Origin of the sequence: Acinetobacter sp. CE-15 (assembly GCF_051059255.1) — a bacterium.
GTDB classification, from domain to species: Bacteria; Pseudomonadota; Gammaproteobacteria; order Pseudomonadales; family Moraxellaceae; genus Acinetobacter; species Acinetobacter guillouiae.
The window spans coordinates 2863811-2883662 of the sequence record NZ_CP192737.1; the positions used below are offsets into that span (position 1 = coordinate 2863811).

18 protein-coding genes are annotated in these 19852 nt (G+C 40.8%); 11 read left to right on the forward strand and 7 right to left on the reverse strand.

The features are described from left to right. Window positions 1-125 precede the first annotated feature (125 nt). Both adeR and adeS read left to right on the forward strand, forming a co-directional pair. Entirely contained in the window at window positions 126-857 is a 732-nt protein-coding gene (adeR, locus tag ACQ7EO_RS13305; RefSeq protein WP_004721351.1) for an efflux system response regulator transcription factor AdeR, read from the forward strand. Then, window positions 847-1938 carry a two-component sensor histidine kinase AdeS gene (gene adeS / locus ACQ7EO_RS13310; RefSeq protein ID WP_434277608.1) on the forward strand — a complete coding sequence of 364 codons (1092 nt, stop codon included), beginning with the start codon at window positions 847-849 and terminating at the stop codon, window positions 1936-1938. Before adeR ends, adeS begins: the two co-directional genes overlap by 11 nt. Window positions 1939-2113: 175 nt before the next feature. On the opposite strand, the gene mobR is transcribed toward adeS, so the two are convergent. Beyond that, complete coding sequence (mobR, locus tag ACQ7EO_RS13315) at window positions 2114-3796, reverse strand: phenol degradation transcriptional regulator MobR (RefSeq protein ID WP_056512491.1); 1683 nt, start codon at window positions 3794-3796, stop codon at window positions 2114-2116. Between the two features lie 405 nt (window positions 3797-4201). Between mobR and ACQ7EO_RS13320 the strand changes: the two genes are divergently transcribed. From ACQ7EO_RS13320 to ACQ7EO_RS13355, 8 genes are all read left to right on the forward strand, one after another. After that, entirely contained in the window at window positions 4202-4492 is a 291-nt protein-coding gene (locus ACQ7EO_RS13320) for a phenol hydroxylase subunit (protein WP_056512494.1), read from the forward strand. Between the two features lie 18 nt (window positions 4493-4510). After that, on the forward strand, window positions 4511-5512 hold the full coding sequence (locus ACQ7EO_RS13325) for an aromatic/alkene monooxygenase hydroxylase subunit beta (RefSeq protein WP_434277609.1): 1002 nt from the start codon (window positions 4511-4513) through the stop codon (window positions 5510-5512). A gap of 12 nt (window positions 5513-5524) precedes the next feature. Further along, window positions 5525-5794 carry an MmoB/DmpM family protein gene (locus ACQ7EO_RS13330; RefSeq protein ID WP_004721361.1) on the forward strand — a complete coding sequence of 90 codons (270 nt, stop codon included), beginning with the start codon at window positions 5525-5527 and terminating at the stop codon, window positions 5792-5794. Between the two features lie 67 nt (window positions 5795-5861). Further along, entirely contained in the window at window positions 5862-7388 is a 1527-nt protein-coding gene (locus ACQ7EO_RS13335; RefSeq protein WP_004820631.1) for an aromatic/alkene/methane monooxygenase hydroxylase/oxygenase subunit alpha, read from the forward strand. Window positions 7389-7482: 94 nt separating this feature from the next. Beyond that, a complete protein-coding gene (locus ACQ7EO_RS13340; RefSeq protein WP_034615115.1) occupies window positions 7483-7845 on the forward strand; it encodes a phenol hydroxylase subunit P4 in 363 nt (120 codons plus the stop codon). A gap of 11 nt (window positions 7846-7856) precedes the next feature. Further along, window positions 7857-8918 carry an NADH:ubiquinone reductase (Na(+)-transporting) subunit F gene (locus tag ACQ7EO_RS13345; RefSeq protein WP_034615118.1) on the forward strand — a complete coding sequence of 354 codons (1062 nt, stop codon included), beginning with the start codon at window positions 7857-7859 and terminating at the stop codon, window positions 8916-8918. Window positions 8919-9042: 124 nt separating this feature from the next. Beyond that, window positions 9043-9963: a catechol 1,2-dioxygenase gene (gene catA, locus ACQ7EO_RS13350; RefSeq protein WP_434277613.1), complete on the forward strand. Its 921-nt coding sequence runs from the start codon at window positions 9043-9045 to the stop codon at window positions 9961-9963. 74 nt (window positions 9964-10037) lie between these two features. After that, on the forward strand, window positions 10038-10919 hold the full coding sequence (locus ACQ7EO_RS13355) for a SphA family protein (RefSeq protein WP_034615124.1): 882 nt from the start codon (window positions 10038-10040) through the stop codon (window positions 10917-10919). A gap of 192 nt (window positions 10920-11111) precedes the next feature. Here the strand turns inward: ACQ7EO_RS13355 and cntB are convergent, their stop codons facing one another. The 6 genes from cntB to ACQ7EO_RS13385 all read right to left on the reverse strand — a co-directional run bounded on the left by cntB (window position 11112) and on the right by ACQ7EO_RS13385 (window position 18702). After that, window positions 11112-12068, reverse strand: a complete 957-nt coding sequence (cntB, locus tag ACQ7EO_RS13360; protein ID WP_434277615.1) for a carnitine monooxygenase, reductase subunit CntB — start codon at window positions 12066-12068, stop codon at window positions 11112-11114. A gap of 111 nt (window positions 12069-12179) precedes the next feature. Beyond that, window positions 12180-13631 carry an NAD-dependent succinate-semialdehyde dehydrogenase gene (locus ACQ7EO_RS13365; RefSeq protein ID WP_434277617.1) on the reverse strand — a complete coding sequence of 484 codons (1452 nt, stop codon included), beginning with the start codon at window positions 13629-13631 and terminating at the stop codon, window positions 12180-12182. 128 nt (window positions 13632-13759) lie between these two features. Then, entirely contained in the window at window positions 13760-14875 is a 1116-nt protein-coding gene (gene cntA, locus ACQ7EO_RS13370) for a carnitine monooxygenase subunit alpha (protein ID WP_004721375.1), read from the reverse strand. A 66-nt stretch (window positions 14876-14941) separates the two neighbouring features. After that, window positions 14942-15895: an alpha/beta hydrolase gene (locus ACQ7EO_RS13375; RefSeq protein WP_262779755.1), complete on the reverse strand. Its 954-nt coding sequence runs from the start codon at window positions 15893-15895 to the stop codon at window positions 14942-14944. After that, on the reverse strand, window positions 15892-17547 hold the full coding sequence (locus ACQ7EO_RS13380; RefSeq protein ID WP_016539053.1) for a BCCT family transporter: 1656 nt from the start codon (window positions 17545-17547) through the stop codon (window positions 15892-15894). The genes ACQ7EO_RS13375 and ACQ7EO_RS13380 overlap by 4 nt, the downstream gene beginning before the upstream one ends. A 42-nt stretch (window positions 17548-17589) precedes the next feature. Next, window positions 17590-18702 (reverse strand): tartrate dehydrogenase, encoded by a 1113-nt coding sequence (locus tag ACQ7EO_RS13385; RefSeq protein WP_004721382.1) that lies wholly within the window; start codon window positions 18700-18702, stop codon window positions 17590-17592. Window positions 18703-18802: 100 nt separating this feature from the next. Here ACQ7EO_RS13385 and ACQ7EO_RS13390 point away from each other — a divergent pair, with 100 nt between their 5' ends. Beyond that, complete coding sequence (locus ACQ7EO_RS13390; RefSeq protein ID WP_004721384.1) at window positions 18803-19783, forward strand: LysR substrate-binding domain-containing protein; 981 nt, start codon at window positions 18803-18805, stop codon at window positions 19781-19783. Window positions 19784-19852: the final 69 nt, after the last annotated feature.

A 19852-nucleotide genomic window follows, 5' to 3' on the forward strand; every position in this document is an offset into this window, starting at 1 on the left:
GTTCTAGATATGACGATTATTGGCAATATTTGTGTACTTAGCGTCACTAAAGTGTGGAGATTGTGTGGATATAGCCACTAAAAATAAATTATGATGGTGTTATATCCATTTTAAAGTATCCAGTAATGGGCAATATTTCTTTTGCGTCTGATCCAGCCAGTAAACAAATTTTAGTCGTTGAAGATGATTATGATATCGGCGATATTGTGGAGCATTATCTGAAAAAAAATGGCTTCAATGTGCTCAGAGCGCTTAATGGACAGCAAGCCATCGAAATACATGCACAGCAACAGATTGATCTGGTGATTCTTGACGTGAAATTGCCGATCTTAAATGGTTGGGAAGTTTTAAATCATATTCGTCAATCCAAACAAACCCCTGTAATTATGCTGACCGCATTAGATCAAGAAGTGGATAAAGTCACAGCACTTAGAATCGGCGCTGATGACTTTGTGGTAAAACCATTTAATCCAAATGAAATTATTGCCAGAGTTGAGGCAGTATTGAGAAGAAGTGCAATGTCATCTCAGGCGAAAGCCCAAATCATTAGCTTTAAATCAATTGAAATTAATACAGAAACACTTTGTGTATACATTATCAAAGAACATTCGAAAGCACTGTTAAACCTTACCTTAACGGAATTTAAGATTCTTGCGTTGATGTCGCAAGCACCCTACAAGGTTTTTACCCGATCAGAATTAATGAACCATTGCTTGCCTGATGGTGATGCCTTGGAGCGTACTGTAGACAGTCACATCAGTAAATTACGTAAAAAACTGGAAGATCATCATCAAACTGACTTACTGATCAATGTCCGTGGTGTTGGCTATCGTTTAAGGCAAAATGATGAAAAATAATATCGGAATTAGCCGCCAGCTGATTATCACCATGGCCAAAGTGAGCTTATTGACCACTTGTTTTTCCTTGATTTTTGGCTATTTGACTTATTTTGTTGCCATCGAGTTTAAATTGGTCTCACTTGAACAATTAAATTCCGAAGACTGGTCATTTAATTTTGTTGATCTCACTTGGATTTTATTGGTGACTTTATTCGGTTCACTAACTTCTGTTTATTTAGGATTAAAATTAGCGCAACGCTTTATCGCCCCGCTAAATTCTTTAGCCATTGCAGCAAGAGAAATTAGTTTGGGCAATCTTTCCGTAAGAGCACAATTGGACAATCCCTCTTCTGTCGCTGAAATCACAAAGATGATCAATGACTTTAATCGTATGGCAGAAAAACTGGAAATCTCAGTCAACAATGCATCTATTTGGAATGCCGCAATTGCACATGAATTAAGAACACCTGTGACTATCTTACAAGGTCGCTTACAAGGCGTGCTTGACGATATATTCACCCCTGATAAAGCCCTATTAAAAAATTTGCTCAATCAAGTTGAGCAGTTGTCATTTTTAATCGAAGATCTAAGAACCCTAAGTCTGGCAGATAATCAACAACTTCGACTTAACCTAGAGTCAGTTTGTCTATCTGACGTCATTACACAATCTGTAAACTTACTTCAAGACCGTTTTGATCAAGCAAAATTAGTCATCGAAACCAATTTATCAGATCAAGCCTGTTTTTTTGACCGACAACGGCTTGAACAGATCTTAATTGCATTATTTGAAAATGAAATTCGTTATGCACAGGCAGGGATTTTACGGATTAGCACCCAAAAAAAATCAGAAGGTTTGGTTTTAACCATTGAAGATCAAGGACCCGGTATTGCAGATCAGCATATCCCCTTTATATTTGATGCGTTTTATCGACTTGAAGAATCCAGAGGCAAGAAGAATGGTGGCAGCGGTTTAGGTCTATCTGTTGTCAATGCAATTATGATCGCGCATGAAGGTCGCATTGAATATTCCAAGTCACAAGCTTTAGGGGGAAGTTGTTTTAGTATTTTATTTAAGCCCGATAATTTAAATAAAATATGAGATCAACATCCAAGTATAAAATCGACTCATTTAAACAAACATTCAACTCATCTGTTTTAAATTGACAACTATCAACAACTATAGACAGATAACATAGCGGCCTGTAGCTGATCAAAGCGCTATCCAAGCACATTTCTATGGCTATTGGTCTATGGTTATTGAAGCAAATTTGATTTTAACCTAGCGTAATTTTCTTTAACCGGTAATCCAATGTTGCCCGACTAATTCCAAGCATACGGGCAGCTTCTGAGACATTCTGCTGGCTTTTATCCATTGCGCTACGAATAATATTTTGTTCAAGTTGATCTAAAGAGAAATTCTCACTAAATAAATCCTCTACATTGATCAGCGATTGTGCAGTTTCACCCACTGCTTCTAAATCCTTATGTTGAGGAAACAAACTGTCCAATTTAATTTCCTGTTGATGATCGGTCAGTAAGGTGGCTCTTTCCAATAAGTTTTCCAACTCACGAATATTGCCAGGCCAATCATATTTCATCATAAAGTTTTTCGCTTTATCACTGAGCCCTTTTAGGGTCTTGTTATACATATTTTCAAAGCGTGCCAAAAAGTGATTAATCAGCAAGGGAATATCTTCTCTTCGCTCACGTAAAGGCGGAATAATCACAGGAAAAATATTTAAGCGATAATATAAATCTGCACGGAATTTCCCATCTTTAACGGCCTGCTCTAAATCCTCATTGGTCGCAGCAACAAGTCTGACATCGACTTGGCGGGTGCGACTATCTCCTACCCGTTCAAATTCACCTTCTTGCAGCATACGTAATAACGCAGCTTGTGCACGCGGTGAAAGCTCAACCACCTCATCTAGAAAAATTGTTCCGCCATGAGCACGTTCAAATTTTCCCATTCGAGATTGAACCGCACCAGTAAATGCGCCTTTTTCCACCCCAAACAGTTCTGACTCAATCAGATCAGGAGGAATACAGGCACAATTCACTGCCACAAATGGTTGCGCTTGGCGCTGACTGCCATTATGAATACCACGTGCAAATGCTTCTTTGCCAACGCCTGTTTCACCTTGTAATAAAACTGCGACTTTACTCCCTGCTGCTTTTTTAAGTAGATCACAGACTTTTCGATAGGCAACGGACTCACCTACCGCATTAAACATGGTGTAATCACTTTCAGCATCGGTATAGATATTTTTCTTTAATTGATTGAGTTCTGCCTGTAAGGCAATGATTTCGTCCGAGACAGCATCGGGTGACATAAAGCGAATCAACTCATCGGCATTTTCCCATTCACTCAACGGCTTTCCAATGATTCGACAATGCTCATCACCTTGAGCAACGCAATGTGTCTCTTGATAGATAATGGTCTGCCCCATGACAAAGCTGCTATAGCCACAGGCATAGCCCAATAACATCCAACAAGCAGGTTGGTCCGAAGCACCAAATTCACTTAAATGCACCTCTGCCTCAAATGAATTAAGCCAGTTAAAATCAGCATAAAACTGTTTTAAATCATGACTTAAATGCAGCTCATTGACTTCAACCTGTACCATGCCACGGATGCCATGCATTTGCGGTCCAGCCATAAAAGCTTCTGCTTCATTTAAATTTGGTCGTAGTTTTGAGGTCACTTCTGCATCGCGCATGCCAGCTTGGTAACCACAACGAATAAAAAAGCGTTTGGTGCGTTCAAGCCCCAGCATTTGATAGAGATCTTTTCTTAAAAAGCCCAGAATACTGGTATGCATTAACAACATCCGATTTTCATCAAACCAGATTTGTCCGTGTTGAGCATCAAAAACGATTTTATCGAGTAAATCTTGAATATCTTTGTTCTGTTCCAGTATTTTTTTATATACCTTCACATCTTTGGCTGGGGGCATGATATATCCATCCTTGGCTATATGTCGTTGTGAATGCAATCTTGATATTACCTAATTCTGACCCAAAAGCTTCACTACCTTTTCTTATATTTTCATACCTTTAAGGTATATTGTATTTATTTTAACCAATATCAAGTCTTTATTGGTTTTTATAAACATTAACTCGACCTTTCCCATCAAAATCACTGTTTCATCTTTTGATGAAATCAGCATCTCTTTAGGTTCATTATTTGATGAAAATAATGCTGTCGTACTTCATATCCTCATGAGCAAAAAATAATAAATAATTGAATTTTAATTAAATTTTAAAGTTGGCACGACTTTTGGAATATCTAGAGCAAACCTAGCACATGAGCATGAAGCTCTACATCGAAATTGTTTTGATGTTGATAAAAGGATAAGCACATGATTGACGCTAAACAGCCTACCGCATTGGTCAAATATATCCGTATTACTGGTGAGCGGAATGCCAAATTTGTCGAGTTCGATTTTGCCATTCAAGATCCTACGCTTTTTGTTGAACTGATTCTCCCCCAACAGGCTTTCCAGCATTTTTGTGAAATTAATCATGTCATTGAAATGACCGCAGAACAACAAGCTTGGAACGATGCCCAGGAAGATAAATGGCGTTATGGCATTGAACCGACTGTTTTAAATCATGCTCGCCAACATTCTGATCAAGAAGATCAGGCTTAATTCTACAAGGAGAAGCTAATGACTTTAGAAATTAAAACATCCAATTTGCAACCGATTCGTCAGACTTATGCGTATATCGAACGCCGTTTTGGAGCCAAGCCCGCAACACGCTACCAAGAAGTCAGCTTTGATATTCAAGCTTCGACAAACTTTCACTATCGCCCCTTGTGGAAGCCAGACAAAACCTTAAATGATAAAACCCATACCGCTTTGCAAATGCAAGATTGGTATGCATTTAAAGACCCTCGCCAATTTTATTACGGCGCTTATGTGCAACATCGTGCACGTCTGCAAGATACCGCTGAAAGTCATTATGCTTTTTTTGAAAAACGTCAGTTGGTCAATAATCTCAGTGATGAAGTGAAACAAAAAATCATCCATTGTTTATTACCTTTTCGCTATGTCGAACAAACAGCCAACTTACATATGATGTCAGGCAGTGCCTATGGTTATGGCACTGTCATCACCCAAGCATGTATTTTTGCAGCAATGGATCGTCTCGGTATGGCGCAATACATTTCACGTATTGGCTTAATCCTCGATGGCAATACAGGTGAATCATTACAGCAAGCCAAACACGCTTGGCTAAATGATGAAACTTGGCAACCCTTACGTAAACTTTGTGAACAAAGCCTAACCGAACAAGACTGGTTCAAACTTTACATTCTGCAAAATCTGTTGATTGACAGCATGTTACAAGAGCTGGTTTTTGGACAGCTGGATGAATGGCTGGTTGAAAATGGCGGGCGTGATATTGCCATTCTTACTGAATTTATGAAGGACTGTTTAACTGATTTAGCGAAGTGGTCAGACAGTGTTTTAAAAACTGCTATTTCAGAATCTGAAGACAATAAAACCCTGATTCAATCATGGATCACGGAATTACTACCCCAAGTTAAGCAAGCATTTAGTGCTTGGGCACAAACTGCACTGACGGATTCTGGGATTGATTCAGGTCTAAATAAGATCTCTGAACGTAGCAAAAAAGCCGGCAACATTTTACTCGATTTAGCAGCATAAGGATTTGCCATCATGACCTCTAAAGTTTATTTAGCATTGCAAGACAATGACACCTCACGCTACATCATTGAAGCGATTGAACAGGACAATCCTGAAGCAACAATTCAATATCTTCCCGCGATGATTCGGGTCGAAAGCACTGGCGAACTGGTGGTACGTGCAGAAACAGTATCAGAAAAACTTGGGCAAAACTGGGATATCCAAGAACTACAACTCAACATGATTACCTTGGGTGGCAATGTTGATGAAGATGATGACAGTTTTACCTTGAAGTGGAACTAAGCCGTACTTTCCCTAGATTTAAAGCATAAATAGCAGGCAGCTGCATGTAAGTTAAAGGATGATCAAAATGAATAGCCAAGCCAAAGTAAACAATAAAAAGCTCAATGCCAAAGAACGTTATCGGATACTCACCCGTGATCTAGATTGGGACTTTTCCTATGCAGATCGTAAAGATGCCTTTCCGTATGAAGAGTTTGAAGGCATCAAAATTACCGACTGGTCGAAATGGGAAGATCCTTTCCGTTTAACCATGGATAACTATTGGAAATACCAAGCAGAAAAAGAAAAGAAGCTATATGCCATTTTTGATGCTTTTGCACAAAACAATGGGCAAATGAATGTTTCAAATGAACGTTATGTCAATGCGATTAAATTATTTTTAACGGCAGTAACTCCGCTTGAGTATCAAGCTTACCAAGGCTATGCCCATGTTGGGCGTCAGTTTAGTGGCATTGGTGCACGTATCGCCTCGCAAATGCAATCCATTGATGAATTACGTCATGTACAAACCCAGATTCATGCGATGAGCCATTACAACAAGTTCTTTGATGGCTTCCAAGACTGGGCACATATGCATGACCGTGTCTGGTACTTGTCTGTACCTAAATCATTCTTTGAAGATGCACGTTCAGCGGGGCCTTTTGAGTTTTTATTGGCAATCAGCTTTGCCTTTGAATATGTCCTTACTAACTTATTGTTCGTTCCTTTCATGTCGGGAGCAGCTTACAACGGTGATATGGCGACCGTAACATTTGGCTTTAGTGCACAATCAGACGAAGCACGCCACATGACGCTAGGACTGGAAATCGTAAAATTCTTACTGGAACAGCACGAAGATAATGTGCCAATCGTACAAGAATGGATTGATAAATGGTTCTGGCGAGGAACTCGCCTGCTGTCCATCGTCGGCATGATGATGGATTACATGTTGCCAAATAAAGTCATGTCATGGAAAGAAGCTTGGGAAACTTATTTTGAAGAAGCAGGTGGCGCTTTATTTAAAGACTTAAGTCGCTACGGGATTCGTATGCCGAAATATAGTGAAGTGATTAGCAAAGAGAAAGAACATGTTTCGCATCAAGCATGGTGGATTTTCTATAACTTCGGTCATGCAGCAGGCTTCCATACGTGGATTCCAACAGATGAGGAAATGGATTGGCTCTCAGAAAAATACCCTGACACGTTTGATAAATACTACCGCCCACGTTGGGAACTTGCTCGAAAAATGGAAGCTGAAGGTAAACGCTTCTATAGCGCGGGTTTACCTCAATTGTGCCAAGTGTGCCAAATTCCAATGACCTTTACAGAAATGGATGGCGACCCAACACTATTTAGCTATCGTGATTCAATTTACAAAGATGAGCGTTATCACACTTGCTCTGATGGTTGTCATGACATTTTTGAACGCGAACCTGAGAAATACATCCAAGCGTGGTTGCCTGTACATCAAATTTTGCAGGGTAACTGTGGTGGTCCAGATTTAGAAAGTATTTTAAGGGATTACTACAACTTTAATGTCGGTGCAGACAATCTCGATATTGAAGGTTCACCTGACCAACAGCGCTGGAAAAAATGGAAAGGCAACGCAGCTTAAACCCTCATCCAAAAATTAAAAAATAAGCAATGGATGTTGTCTAATTCGACAGCATCCGCTCAAGGATTTATTCAAAAGTTTAAGGAAATACACCATGACTGTACAAGCGATTGTTGAAAAATATCAATTTGAACCACTAGATCTACAACAAAATTACGGCGAAAACATGTTGTTGTTTATTGGTTGGGATCATCACACCCTATTTTGTTCGGCACATGCTTTTGTGGTTTCACCAAAACAAAGCTTACAAGCCTTGATCGATGGGCAAATTCAGGCGGGTTTTGAGCAACATCCCGATTTTAAACATATTGATTGGTCTAAAGTTGAATTCCGTTTAAACCGCAATCTTTTACAGGCTGATTTTTCTAAGTCCCTAGAAGATTTGGGTTTTGATCATAAATCTCTCCTGCGCTTTGTAACGCCTGATCTAACGGGTTACCAAGGCACACATGTTTAAGGAGAACACAGATGAGCTATCAAGTCACGATTGAACCAGCAGGAACCATCATTCAAGTTGAAGAAGATCAAACCATTTTAGATGCAGCATTGCGTCAAGGTGTTTGGTTGCCCTTTGCTTGCGGACATGGCACTTGTGGTACATGTAAAGTTCAAGTCACAGACGGTTTTTATGATGTTGGTGAAGCCTCGCCTTTTGCGCTTATGGACATTGAACGTGAAGAAAATAAAGTGTTGGCTTGTTGTTGCAAGCCCGAATCTGACATGGTCATCGAAGCGGATGTGGATGAAGACGAGGATTTCTTAGGCTATTTAGTCCAAGACTACCAAGCCAAAGTCATTGAAATAACGGATTTATCGCCGACGATTAAAGGTATTCGACTTCAGCTTGATCGACCAATGCAGTTTCAAGCAGGCCAATACATCAATATCCAACTCCCTAATATTGAAGGAACCCGGGCATTTTCAATCGCCAATACACCGAGCGAAGCAAATCTGATCGAATTACATATTCGTAAAGTGCAAGGGGGTGCTGCAACACGCTATGTGCATGATGAACTGAGTGTTGGTGAAGAAATGGCGCTTTCAGGACCTTATGGACAATTTTTTGTGCGTAAGTCTGATCAGCAAAATGTCATTTTCATTGCAGGTGGTTCAGGGCTTTCAAGCCCTCAATCGATGATTCTGGATCTTTTAGAACAAGGTGACACCCGTATCATTTATTTGTTCCAAGGTGCACGGGATGTTGCTGAATTATATAACCGTGAAAAATTCGAACAGCTTGTCAAAGAATATCCAAATTTCAGATACATCCCTGCCTTAAATGCGCCTAAGCCAGAAGACCAATGGACAGGGTTTACAGGTTATGTACATGAAGCGGTTGCCAATTATTTTGAAAATAAATGCAGTGGGCACAAGGCATATTTATGTGGCCCGCCACCGATGATTGATGCCGCCATCTCCACCTTGATGCAAAGCCGTTTATTTGAAAAAGACATCCATACTGAACGCTTTTTAAGTGCGGCAGATGGTGCAAATGGGCAATCACGTTCGGCACTTTTTAGACACATCTAAAGTTGAGTGTTTGAACCCTTAAATTATCCAATATAGCAACACCAGCGTGAGTGATCTGTACTGATTCCAGATCGCTCTCAAGATACTCATGCCAAATACTCATATCAATCAAAGGAAGATGATGATGAATAGACAACAAATCGATAGCCTCGTTCAGCAAATGAATGTCGCGACAGCAACAGGTGAAGTCAATCTGCGTGTTCAGCAAATCGTTGTTCGTTTACTTGGTGATTTATTCCAAGCCATTGAAGACTTAGATATGTCTCAAACCGAGCTTTGGAAAGGCTTAGAATATTTGACAGATGCAGGCCAAACCAATGAACTGGGACTTTTGGCAGCAGGTCTCGGGCTAGAACATTACTTAGATTTACGTGCAGATGAAGCAGATACTAAAGCCGGTATTACAGGTGGAACACCACGAACAATTGAAGGACCGCTTTATGTTGCAGGTGCGCCTGAGTCCGTTGGCTTTGCTCGTATGGATGATGGTTCTGAATCTGCGCACGTCGATGCCTTAATCATTGAAGGCATTGTCACTGACACTGCTGGACAGATTATTCCCAATGCAAAAGTAGAAATCTGGCATGCCAACAGTTTAGGCAACTATTCATTCTTTGATAAATCTCAGTCTGCATTTAATTTACGCCGCAGTATTTTCACCGATACACAAGGTCAATATATCGCTCAAACCACCATGCCTGTCGGTTATGGCTGTCCACCTGAAGGTACAACACAAGCTTTACTCAATTTGTTGGGTCGACATGGTAACCGCCCTTCGCATGTTCACTACTTTGTCTCTGCACCGGGTTATCGCAAACTGACCACTCAATTTAATATTGAAGGTGACAAATACCTTTGGGATGACTTTGCCTTTGCTACTCGTGATGGACTGATCGCTACTGCGCTGGATGTAACGGATCTCACGAAAATTAAACAATACAATTTAGATAAAGCCTTTAAACACATCAAATTTAATTTCCAATTGGTCAAAGACGCTGATCAAGTCCCCTCTACAGAGGTTGATCGTCGTCGAGTAGCCGCTTAGTCAACAATGTAGTGATACTAAATCCGTTTAACTACAGCTACCTGCAATAAAAATATCATTGAAAAGGATTTTCTATGAAACAACTGATGTTCAAACTTTCAGTTCCATTGATGCTCGGTTTAACCAGTAGCATTGCCTGTGCCACAGAAAATGGGGCTGACTCATTTGCCCTCGGTGCTGAAGGTATGATGGCAGGCGCACTACCACCTGCTGGCGTGTATCTATTAAGTTATTATCAAAATTACCATGCTGGAAGTTTTGATAATGGCCCAGCGAATTTTCATTTAGATGTAAATGCCTTTATACCCCGTTTGGTCTGGATGACAGAACAAAACTATTTCGGTGGTCAACTGGGTTTCTATGCCATACAGCCTATGGTTGATCTCAGATTATCTGCAGCGGGGATGTCAGATCATAACACTGCCTTAGGTGACTTAATGTTGGGGTCAATGTTAGGTTGGCATCAAGGAGATCACCACTGGATTGCTGCGATAGAAACAGTACTCGCTACAGGTCAATATGATAAGGCCACAGCACAGCAGCCTTTGGTCGCCAATATTGGCAAAAACTACAATACTGTTCGACCGATTTTTGCCTACAGCTATGCGCCAAAAAATGGTTTAGATATTTCAACTAAAATTTCTTATAGCTTTAACACTGAAAATGATGATACCCAATACAAATCTGGGGAATATTTTGCTGGTGATTATAGTCTTGGATATAAACTTACTGATCAGGTTAAAGTGGCTGTTGAAGGCTACGCTTTTAAGCAAACCAAGTCAGATAAGCAACAGGGTGAAAATATTGCGATGCGTGGACAAGTTTTGGCAATTGGTCCTGCAATACAATATCAAGATAAAAACTGGTCAATTGAAGCAAAGTATTTAAAAGAAACTCATGTTGAAAATCGCCCTGAAGGCCATACCAGTGTATTAAAATTTGTTTGGGCTTTTTAGTGGCTATGCTTTGCGTTCAACAGTATTTGTTTTTTTGTGCTGATGCTCAAATGTAGATGTTAAATCATACTCTTAACCAGTCATTAACGCCGAATGAAACTCATTCGGCGTTAATTTAGAAACCGTCAATTCGGGTTAAAGTAAAGCTGCAATATATCAACATAAATCACTTCGGTTTACGCCAATAATCATTTATAAATCTAATACCAATCTTTTGCCTTTGGCACGAGATACACAGATCATCATCGATTGCTGTGATGCCTTTTCATCATCACTCAAATACTGATCAAAGTGCTCTGCCTCACCGTCTAGGATTGCAGTTTCACAGGTACCACACACCCCTTCACGACACAAACACTCAACATCAATATTCAGTGCTTCAATCGCCTGTAAAATAGTCTGGTTGCCTTGAACTTCAACTTGCTGATTAGATTTCGCCAAAACCACAGTAAACGCTTCACCATCTTCAGGTACGGTTGAAGCAAATTGTTCCCAATGAATATATTCATCTCGATAACGATGAAAATTACAACGATCAATCACCGCATCAATCATTGGCTTTGGCCCACAGACATAAACGTGTGTGCCCTTTGGCTGTGCGGAAATTAATTGATCGAGGTCAAGGCATTTCCCTTCTGAATCGATATAACTAAAAATATGTTCAGCATGTTTTTGTTTGAGCTCTTGCAACAGTGCAGCATGCTCTGGCGAACGATAGGCATAATGCAATTCGTAATCTGCCCCACGTGCAGCCAACTCATCCATTTGCGGCACAAAAGGCGTAATCCCAATCCCACCCGCAATTAAAATATGTTTTGCGCCATTTTCAGCCAGCGGAAATAAATTTTTAGGTTCTGAAATCAGAATTTCACAGCCTTCATTGCATTGCTCATGCATATAGACCGAGCCACCTTTACCTTCTACATCTTTGCGTACGCATACTTGGTACGTGCTAAGATCCTGAGCACAGCTCATCAGTGAATAGGCATTGGAAAGCTGATCATTCATTTTAACAATGATATGACTGCCCCCATTAAACTGAGGAAAATTTTGTCCATCCTGACGTTTAAATGTAAACCGTTTGATCAATGGTGTAAGTTGCTCTACCCCTGTGACCACTGATGCAAACATTTCATAATGACTTGCCATGTCTAAATCCTCTTTACCACATGTTGCTTTTTTAAGTACTTATTCAAGCGCTTTCTCATTGGAGGGCAGCGTGTTGGATGATCATCAATGAATGTCCAACACGCCTTTATCCTATAGCCCTAAACACATATATTTAATGGTCATGAATTCTTCTAAGCCATACTTAGAACCTTCACGGCCTACCCCTGATTGCTTCACACCGCCAAACGGGACCACTTCATTTGAAATTGCAGTTGAGTTCATCCCCACCATGCCATATTCGAGTTGTTCTGCGACACGCCAGATCCGTGAAATGCTTTCGCTATACACATAGGCTGCCAAACCAAAGATGGTGTCATTGGCTTGGGCAACCACATCTGCTTCATCACTAAATCGAATCAGTGGTGCCACTGGCCCAAAGATTTCTTCTTTGACAATTTCCATGCTTTGATCCACATCAGTAAGCACGGTCGGTTCAAAGAAGGTCTGTCCAAGTGCATGCTGTTTACCACCACAAGCCACTTGTGCACCTTTTTTACGTGCATCATCGATTAACTGTTGTGCTTTGAGGACGGCTTTTTCATTGATTAAAGGCCCTATCTGTACATTTTCTTCAAGACCATTACCAATCTTAAATTTTTCAACTTCTTGCACAAACTTCTTAGTAAATGCCTGATAAACCTTGTCATGTACATAAATACGGTTGGCACAAACACAGGTTTGCCCTGCATTACGGAATTTGGCAAAAATTGCACCTTGTACTGCTTTATCTAAATCTGCATCATCAAAAATAATCAATGGCGCATTTCCACCAAGTTCGAGCGCAAGTTTTTTAATCGTGTCTGAACATTGCTGCATCAATAAACGACCAACAGGTGTTGAGCCAGTAAAAGTCAGTTTTTTGACTTTTTCATGACTGGTAAATACTGCACCGATTTCTTGTGACTGACCTGTTACAACATTGATCACCCCAGCAGGGATCCGTGCCATTTCTGCAAGTTTTGCAATGGCCAAGGCGCAATAAGGCGTTTCATTGGCAGGTTTAATCACAATCGTACAACCCGCAGCTAAAGCTGGCGCAGCTTTACGGGTAATCATGGCGATTGGGAAATTCCAAGGGGTGATCGCTGCAACCACACCTACAGGTTCCTTGGTAATGATAAAACGCTGTTGATTGTTGGTGGTAGGAATCACATCACCATAAACTCGCTTGCCCTCTTCTGCGAACCATTGAATAAATGAAGCAGCATATTTCACTTCACCTAAAGCTTCAGCCAAAGGCTTACCTTGTTCAATGGTCATGATACGAGCCAATTCGTCAGCATGTGCCAATACCAACTGATACCAAGCCAATAATAAATCTGCGCGTTTTTGTGCAGTTAAGGCTTTCCACGTTGCTAAGGCTTGATATGCAGCATCAACAGCGAGGCTTGCTTCTACTGCCCCCATATTGGGAATAAGCCCAATCTCTTCACCTGTTGCTGGGTTGGTGACGGGTACAGTGGCATTGGATTGTGCATTGATCCACTGACCATTTACCCATCCGCGTTGTTGAAATAGCGGACTACCTTGCAAACTTGACATGTCATGATCCTATGATTTGAAAGCAAGGTACGACTTTATTTGCCGCACCTTTAACTTGAGTACTTCTCTAAAAAACACATGATCGAGCTGTTGGCCCCAGTGATATTTTGAGAGGCTCCCTTAAATGATTATTTGTGATATTGCGCAACGAGGTTTTGGAAATAAGCAATGCCGTGTTCACTAATCCCAGAACGTTGCTTATCCGTCATGATTCGCCCTTGACCGCGATAACCACGTGACTTTAAGCCACGTTGCACACTTTCAACCAGATTTAAATCTTCTGGGCGGAAGACATTACGATACCATTCAATCAAATCTTTTTGGTCTTGAGTCAGTTCTTCATTGGTAAAGTAAATATCATAATGTTGTAATGTCGTTTCAGCATCTACAGGAAATTCATAGATCACGGTCATAAAATTACCGCCTGGTGGCACATTAAACATGGTGCAAGGCCATGTCCAAAAACCACTAAAGGTTGGATCTTGTACAGATGGATCCAGCTTGAAGGATTTTTCTGAAGAACGTGCATAACCGTATTGCAAGGTCCAGTTTTGATGTGTGGTATGCCAATATTTATCCACCTGAACAGAATCGGCAAAGCCCGGATGCGCAGGACCACAGTGATAACATTCCATATAGTTATCTACAATCACTTTCCAGTTCGCTGGTGTTTCCGTCACAAAGCGTGCTGCAAGTTTTAAATCTTTGATGACCGCACAAGTTTCATTGAGCTTTTGTGCAAACTCAGGCAATTGATCTTCAACACAAGTGGCATTTTCATCCATATTGATAAAGATAAAACCGGCATACTCTTCAACTTTTACAGGCACCATACTTGAGTTTTGTTTATCAAAGGATTCAACATGATCACAGTTACGTGCCAGCGCCAAACTTCCGTCTAGCTTAAATGTCCATGCATGATAAGGACAGGTAATCACATTCTTCGCTTTACCACTGCCACTTAACAACTCATGTCCACGATGCGGACAAACATTATAAAAAGCCCGTAATACGCTGTCTTTACCGCGAATCACAATAATATTTTCACCAATGACCTTACGGGTAATATAGTCATTGGCTTGTGCCACTTCACTGCCGTGTGCAACGCAAATCCAGCTTTTTGCAAAAATTTCTTCTTTTTCACGCTCGAAAACCTGAGACGATGTATAGAACACTTTGGGAAATGTCCAAGCAACGTCTGGGTTTGAACAGAAATCTTCTGGTAATTTTTCAACTGCATTCATGTTTTTACTCCATTAAACTCTTTTTTGTCCTAACGACCGTTTGTTTAAAATTGGCTGATGTTCAAATCAATTGAACATTGGCTTTAACGAACTCAGCATGCGCTGATATAAATCTTGCACCACAGGGCAGTCACGTACTAAACGCAAACTGCCATGTAGTAATCCTTTACCGAGATAAAATTCGGTTGCAATATTGGCCTGTTTTAACTTGTCAGCAAAAATACGCCCATCATCACTGAGAGGGTCATACTCAGCAACGGCAATAAAACTACGGGGCATATCAGAAAAATCCTGTGCCAACAGTGGTGATAAACGTAAGTCCTGCCAGTCGCTTGTATTTGGCGCATAGGCTTGCAAGTAATCATGCATATCCGCTAGCGACAGTAACGGTGCATCTGCTTGCTGCTGACAGGATGCCGTATCAAAACCACTACTCAAACATGGATAAATCATTGCCAGACCACAGGCTTGAGCACCTGTATGTTGTAATTGCACTGCAAGTGCAGCCGCTAAATTACCGCCCGCACTGTCCCCCATCAAAACAATTTGATTTGGATTAATCTTCCATTGCAGGCCATGTTGATAGAGCCAGTGATATACCGTTTCACAGTCTTCATATGCAGCTGGAAAATGGTGTTCTGGTGTTAAACGATAATCCACACTCAGCACAGCAACATTTAAATCACGACATAAATAGCGAGTGATAAACTCATGTGAATCAAGATTTCCCACCATCCAACCACCACCATGAAGATATAAAATACATGGCCAACCTGTCGCTGGTGCTTCGCCCAGTGGTGAATACAACCGAACATTGACTGGATGATTGAGCTGCGGCACAGTTTTATCTTCAATATTGACCGTACCATCACGTGGTAAGGTGTAATGTAAGCACATCGCATCATACGCAGCCCGAATAGAATCGATATCATTATCCGCCGGTGAATAAATGCTGCTCCAATACACCAGACTTTGCATTTCTTCACTCAATCTATAGTGCATGCTCGGTTGTTGTGTCATGACAATTCCTTTTGACTGGTTTTATCCGCAGTGGGTTCAATTGCAACATCAATGTGCATATGTTTATTTGCATCTGTTTGATCTAAAGATTCCAACTCACTAAAACTCATTTGCTCTATCAGATGGGATGGAACCTTTGAATAATCCTCAATCAACCATTTCACCAAGCCATAGGTCTGTATCAAAATAATCACAATGAATGGCAAGGCAGTCACAATGGTCGCAGTCTTCATGGTGTCCAAAGGCGCTTTAGAGAAAATCATTGCAATCGGAACAAGGGTTAGCATCACACACCAGAACAAACGTGCATTTGGTGATGGGTCTTGCCCCTCACGTAAGCCACGGGTACAAGTTGCCGACACTGCATAGCCCACAGCATCCATATGTGCTGCAAGAAAAATCACCATAATCCCAAGGAAAATCCACATCATCAGCTTGCCAGCAGGCAATAAACCAAGCAGTTGGCTAATCGCAACTTCACCACCTTGTTGGCTTAAAACTTGTGGCACATTGACCATACCGTGAATAAAGTTATAGACACTGTAGTTTTCAAACACCCCAAAGATGAACCATAAACCAACGCTACCACCGATGACCATGGCAAGAATCACTTCTTTGATGGTACGTCCCTTTGAAACACGCGTTACAAATAAGGCCACACCCGGTGCATAAGAAATCCACCATAACCAATAAAATACGGTCCATTCACGGGTGAACTTTCCATCGCCCATTGGGTCGGTAAATAAACTCATATCGACAAAATTGGTTGCCATTAAGCCAAAGCTCATCAGCGAGTTATTCATAATGAATTGGGTCGGCCCAAAGCACAGCACATAAATCGCAAACAACACCACACCTAAACACACCATATGGCTGAGACGTTGCATGCCCTTATCCATCCCCACATAAGAACTCAGAGCGAATAAAATCGATACTGCAAAAATAATCACCACTTTGGTCATAAAGGTATTGGGGATACCTGTCAGCTGCGACAAAATATTGGTAAAAGTCACCGCAGTCAGCACCAAAGAAATTGTTAAAGCACCGAACATACACAACAAGAACATCAGATCGACAAGGCGCCCAACAGGTCCAGTTGCCTTAAAGCCAGTGACCGCTTCAATCATTGAAGCCAAACTCAAGCCTTTATTCTTTCTGACATGGTAGCTATAACACAGTGAAATTGAAGCCAGCGCATAGATCGACCAAGCACTCAATCCCGAATGAAAGAATGAGTAAGCAACGCTATATTTCAATGCTTCTGCAGATTCAGGAGTTAAATTTAAACCCGGTGTTTGATAATAATAAGCCCAGTCTAAGAAGCCCCAATATAAGGTCGAAGAACCAATACCCGATAAAATGAACATGAAAATCCATGACATAGTACTGTATTGCGGTTTGCCTTCACCTAATTTGATTTTTCCATATTTACTGAACGCCAAAGCAAAGGTAAAAATAATTGATAAAAATGCAAATAAAAGCACTGGTGTAGTAAAAACAGATGTTGTCCACTTCATCCATTGAGCAGCAAGCTGTATAGATTCAGTCGAATAAATTGCCAAACCAGCCACCGAAATAAACACAACGGCAAGACTGGTTATTGCAAGTGTCTTATCTGTATAAAGTTTTGTATTTTGATTATCCATATCCATTCAATCCATCTTGGATCCTGATTGTTTATTCCCTAAGCGCGATTACTCCATCGCGAATAAGTCCATTTTTTGATGTGTTACAAATGCTGCTATCGCATCTCCAACGTCGTCCGTTTTGGCTGTTCCACCCACATCTGGTGTTTTTGGGCCATGTAGCAATACATGTTCAATCGCCTGCATAATCTCTTGACCTGCTTGAACCACCTGTTCGTCGCCATCTGCCAAGAAATCCAACATCATTGCGCCAGACCAGATTGCAGCAATTGGATTGGCAATTTTTTGACCATAAATATCGGGTGCAGAACCATGTACAGGTTCAAACAACGACGGGAAATTACGTTCTGGATTTAAGTTTGCAGAAGCAGCTAAACCAATCGTTCCTGTACATGCAGGTCCCAAATCCGACAAAATATCACCAAATAAGTTTGAAGCAACCACGACATCAAAACGTTCAGGCTGTAACACAAAACGCGCGGCCAAAATATCGACATGCTGTTTGTCTGCCTTGATTTGTGGATATTGTTTTGCCATCTCATCAACACGTTCATCCCAGTACGGCATACTGACTGCAATACCATTTGATTTGGTTGCAGCGGTAACTTTTTTAGCATCGCGTTGATTGGCAAACTCAAAAGCATATTTCAAAATACGGTCTACACCATGACGGGTAAACACAGCTTCTTGTAAAACAAACTCACGCTCAGTACCTTCAAAAGCCTTACCACCAATCGCAGAATATTCACCTTCGCTATTTTCACGTACCACGTAGAAATCAATATCCCCAGGTTTTTTACCTGCAAGTGGGCATTTCACCCCTGGCATTAAACGTACTGGACGTAAATTCACATATTGGTCAAAACGACGACGGAACTGTAGCAATGACCCCCAAAGAGAAATATGATCTGGCACTTTTTCAGGCCAACCCACTGCACCAAAGAAAATCGCATCGTATTGCTGTAAAATTTCAAACCAGTTGTCGGGCATCATTTTTCCGTGTTCAAGATAGTAATCACAACTTGCCCACTCAAACGCATCGAACTGTAGCGCTATGCCATATTTGTCTGCAGCTGCCTTTACAACCTTGATCCCTTCTGGTAGAACTTCTAACCCGATTCCATCGCCTGCAATCGTCGCAACTTTATACTTTTTTGCCATAACGCTCCCTTACACCTTTGGTTAATATCCTTAGCTGTAAACATGCTATTTTCAGCAAAAATGATCAATAATAAAACTATCACCCCAATGGACACGGATCGTGAATAATCTACCTAACCTATCGGATTTAAAGGTTTTTTGCACAGTCGCAAAACGTAAAAGTTTTGTTGATTCTGCTGAGGAACTGGGTGTTTCGCCTGCGTTTATTAGTAAGCGCATCAACATTTTAGAAAACAATTTAAACTGTAAATTGTTTCATCGTAGTACCCGTCATGTCAGTTTGACTGAAGATGGCAAACTGATTTTGGAGCGAGTTGCTCATATTTTGGATGAATTTGATGAAATCAGTGAGTTGGTCAATAACCCTTTAAGTACCCCCACAGGGCATCTGGATATTGTCAGTAGCTTTGGTTTTGGGCGGAAACACGTTGCACCGATTCTGTCTAAACTGCTGACCATGTATCCAAAATTAGAAATTCAGTTTGATACAATTGATAATACGAAAGATTTAATTCAACACAGTATTGATCTGGATATTCGGATTGGCAATGAAATTGCACCCAATATGATTGCCAAAAAAATGGTTTCTAATTTCCGAATTTTTTGTGCTGCACCAAGCTATTTACTAAAAAATGGAATGCCTGAAAGTTTAGACGATTTGCGTAGTCATGATTGCTTAACCATCAGTGAACGTGACCAATCCTCGGTATTATGGAAATTACGCCACGCTTCAGAAGATATGTCGGTACATGTCACCCCACGTTTTATTTCCAACAATGGTGAAATTATTCACCAATTGGCAGTCGAAGGTCATGGCATTATCTTACGTTCAATTTGGGATGTTGCAGATGAGTTGATTAGCGGTCAGTTACAGCATATTTTGCCTGAATACTGGCAAGATGCCGATGTATGGGCAGTCTACCCGTCACGTTTAAAAAGCTCGTCTAAATTACAGACCTGTATCCTGTTTATCCAAAATGAATTACAGAATCGATTGCAGCATGTTCAGAACCTATCACGTGGACAACTGATTCAACCGGTAGAATCGGTAACACAGCACGCTGAAAAGGTATTTTTATAATCGAGATCAGCTGCCTGCTTTCTTTTTTTAACAACATCATGCACATTAATTCAATCATGAACATGCAGG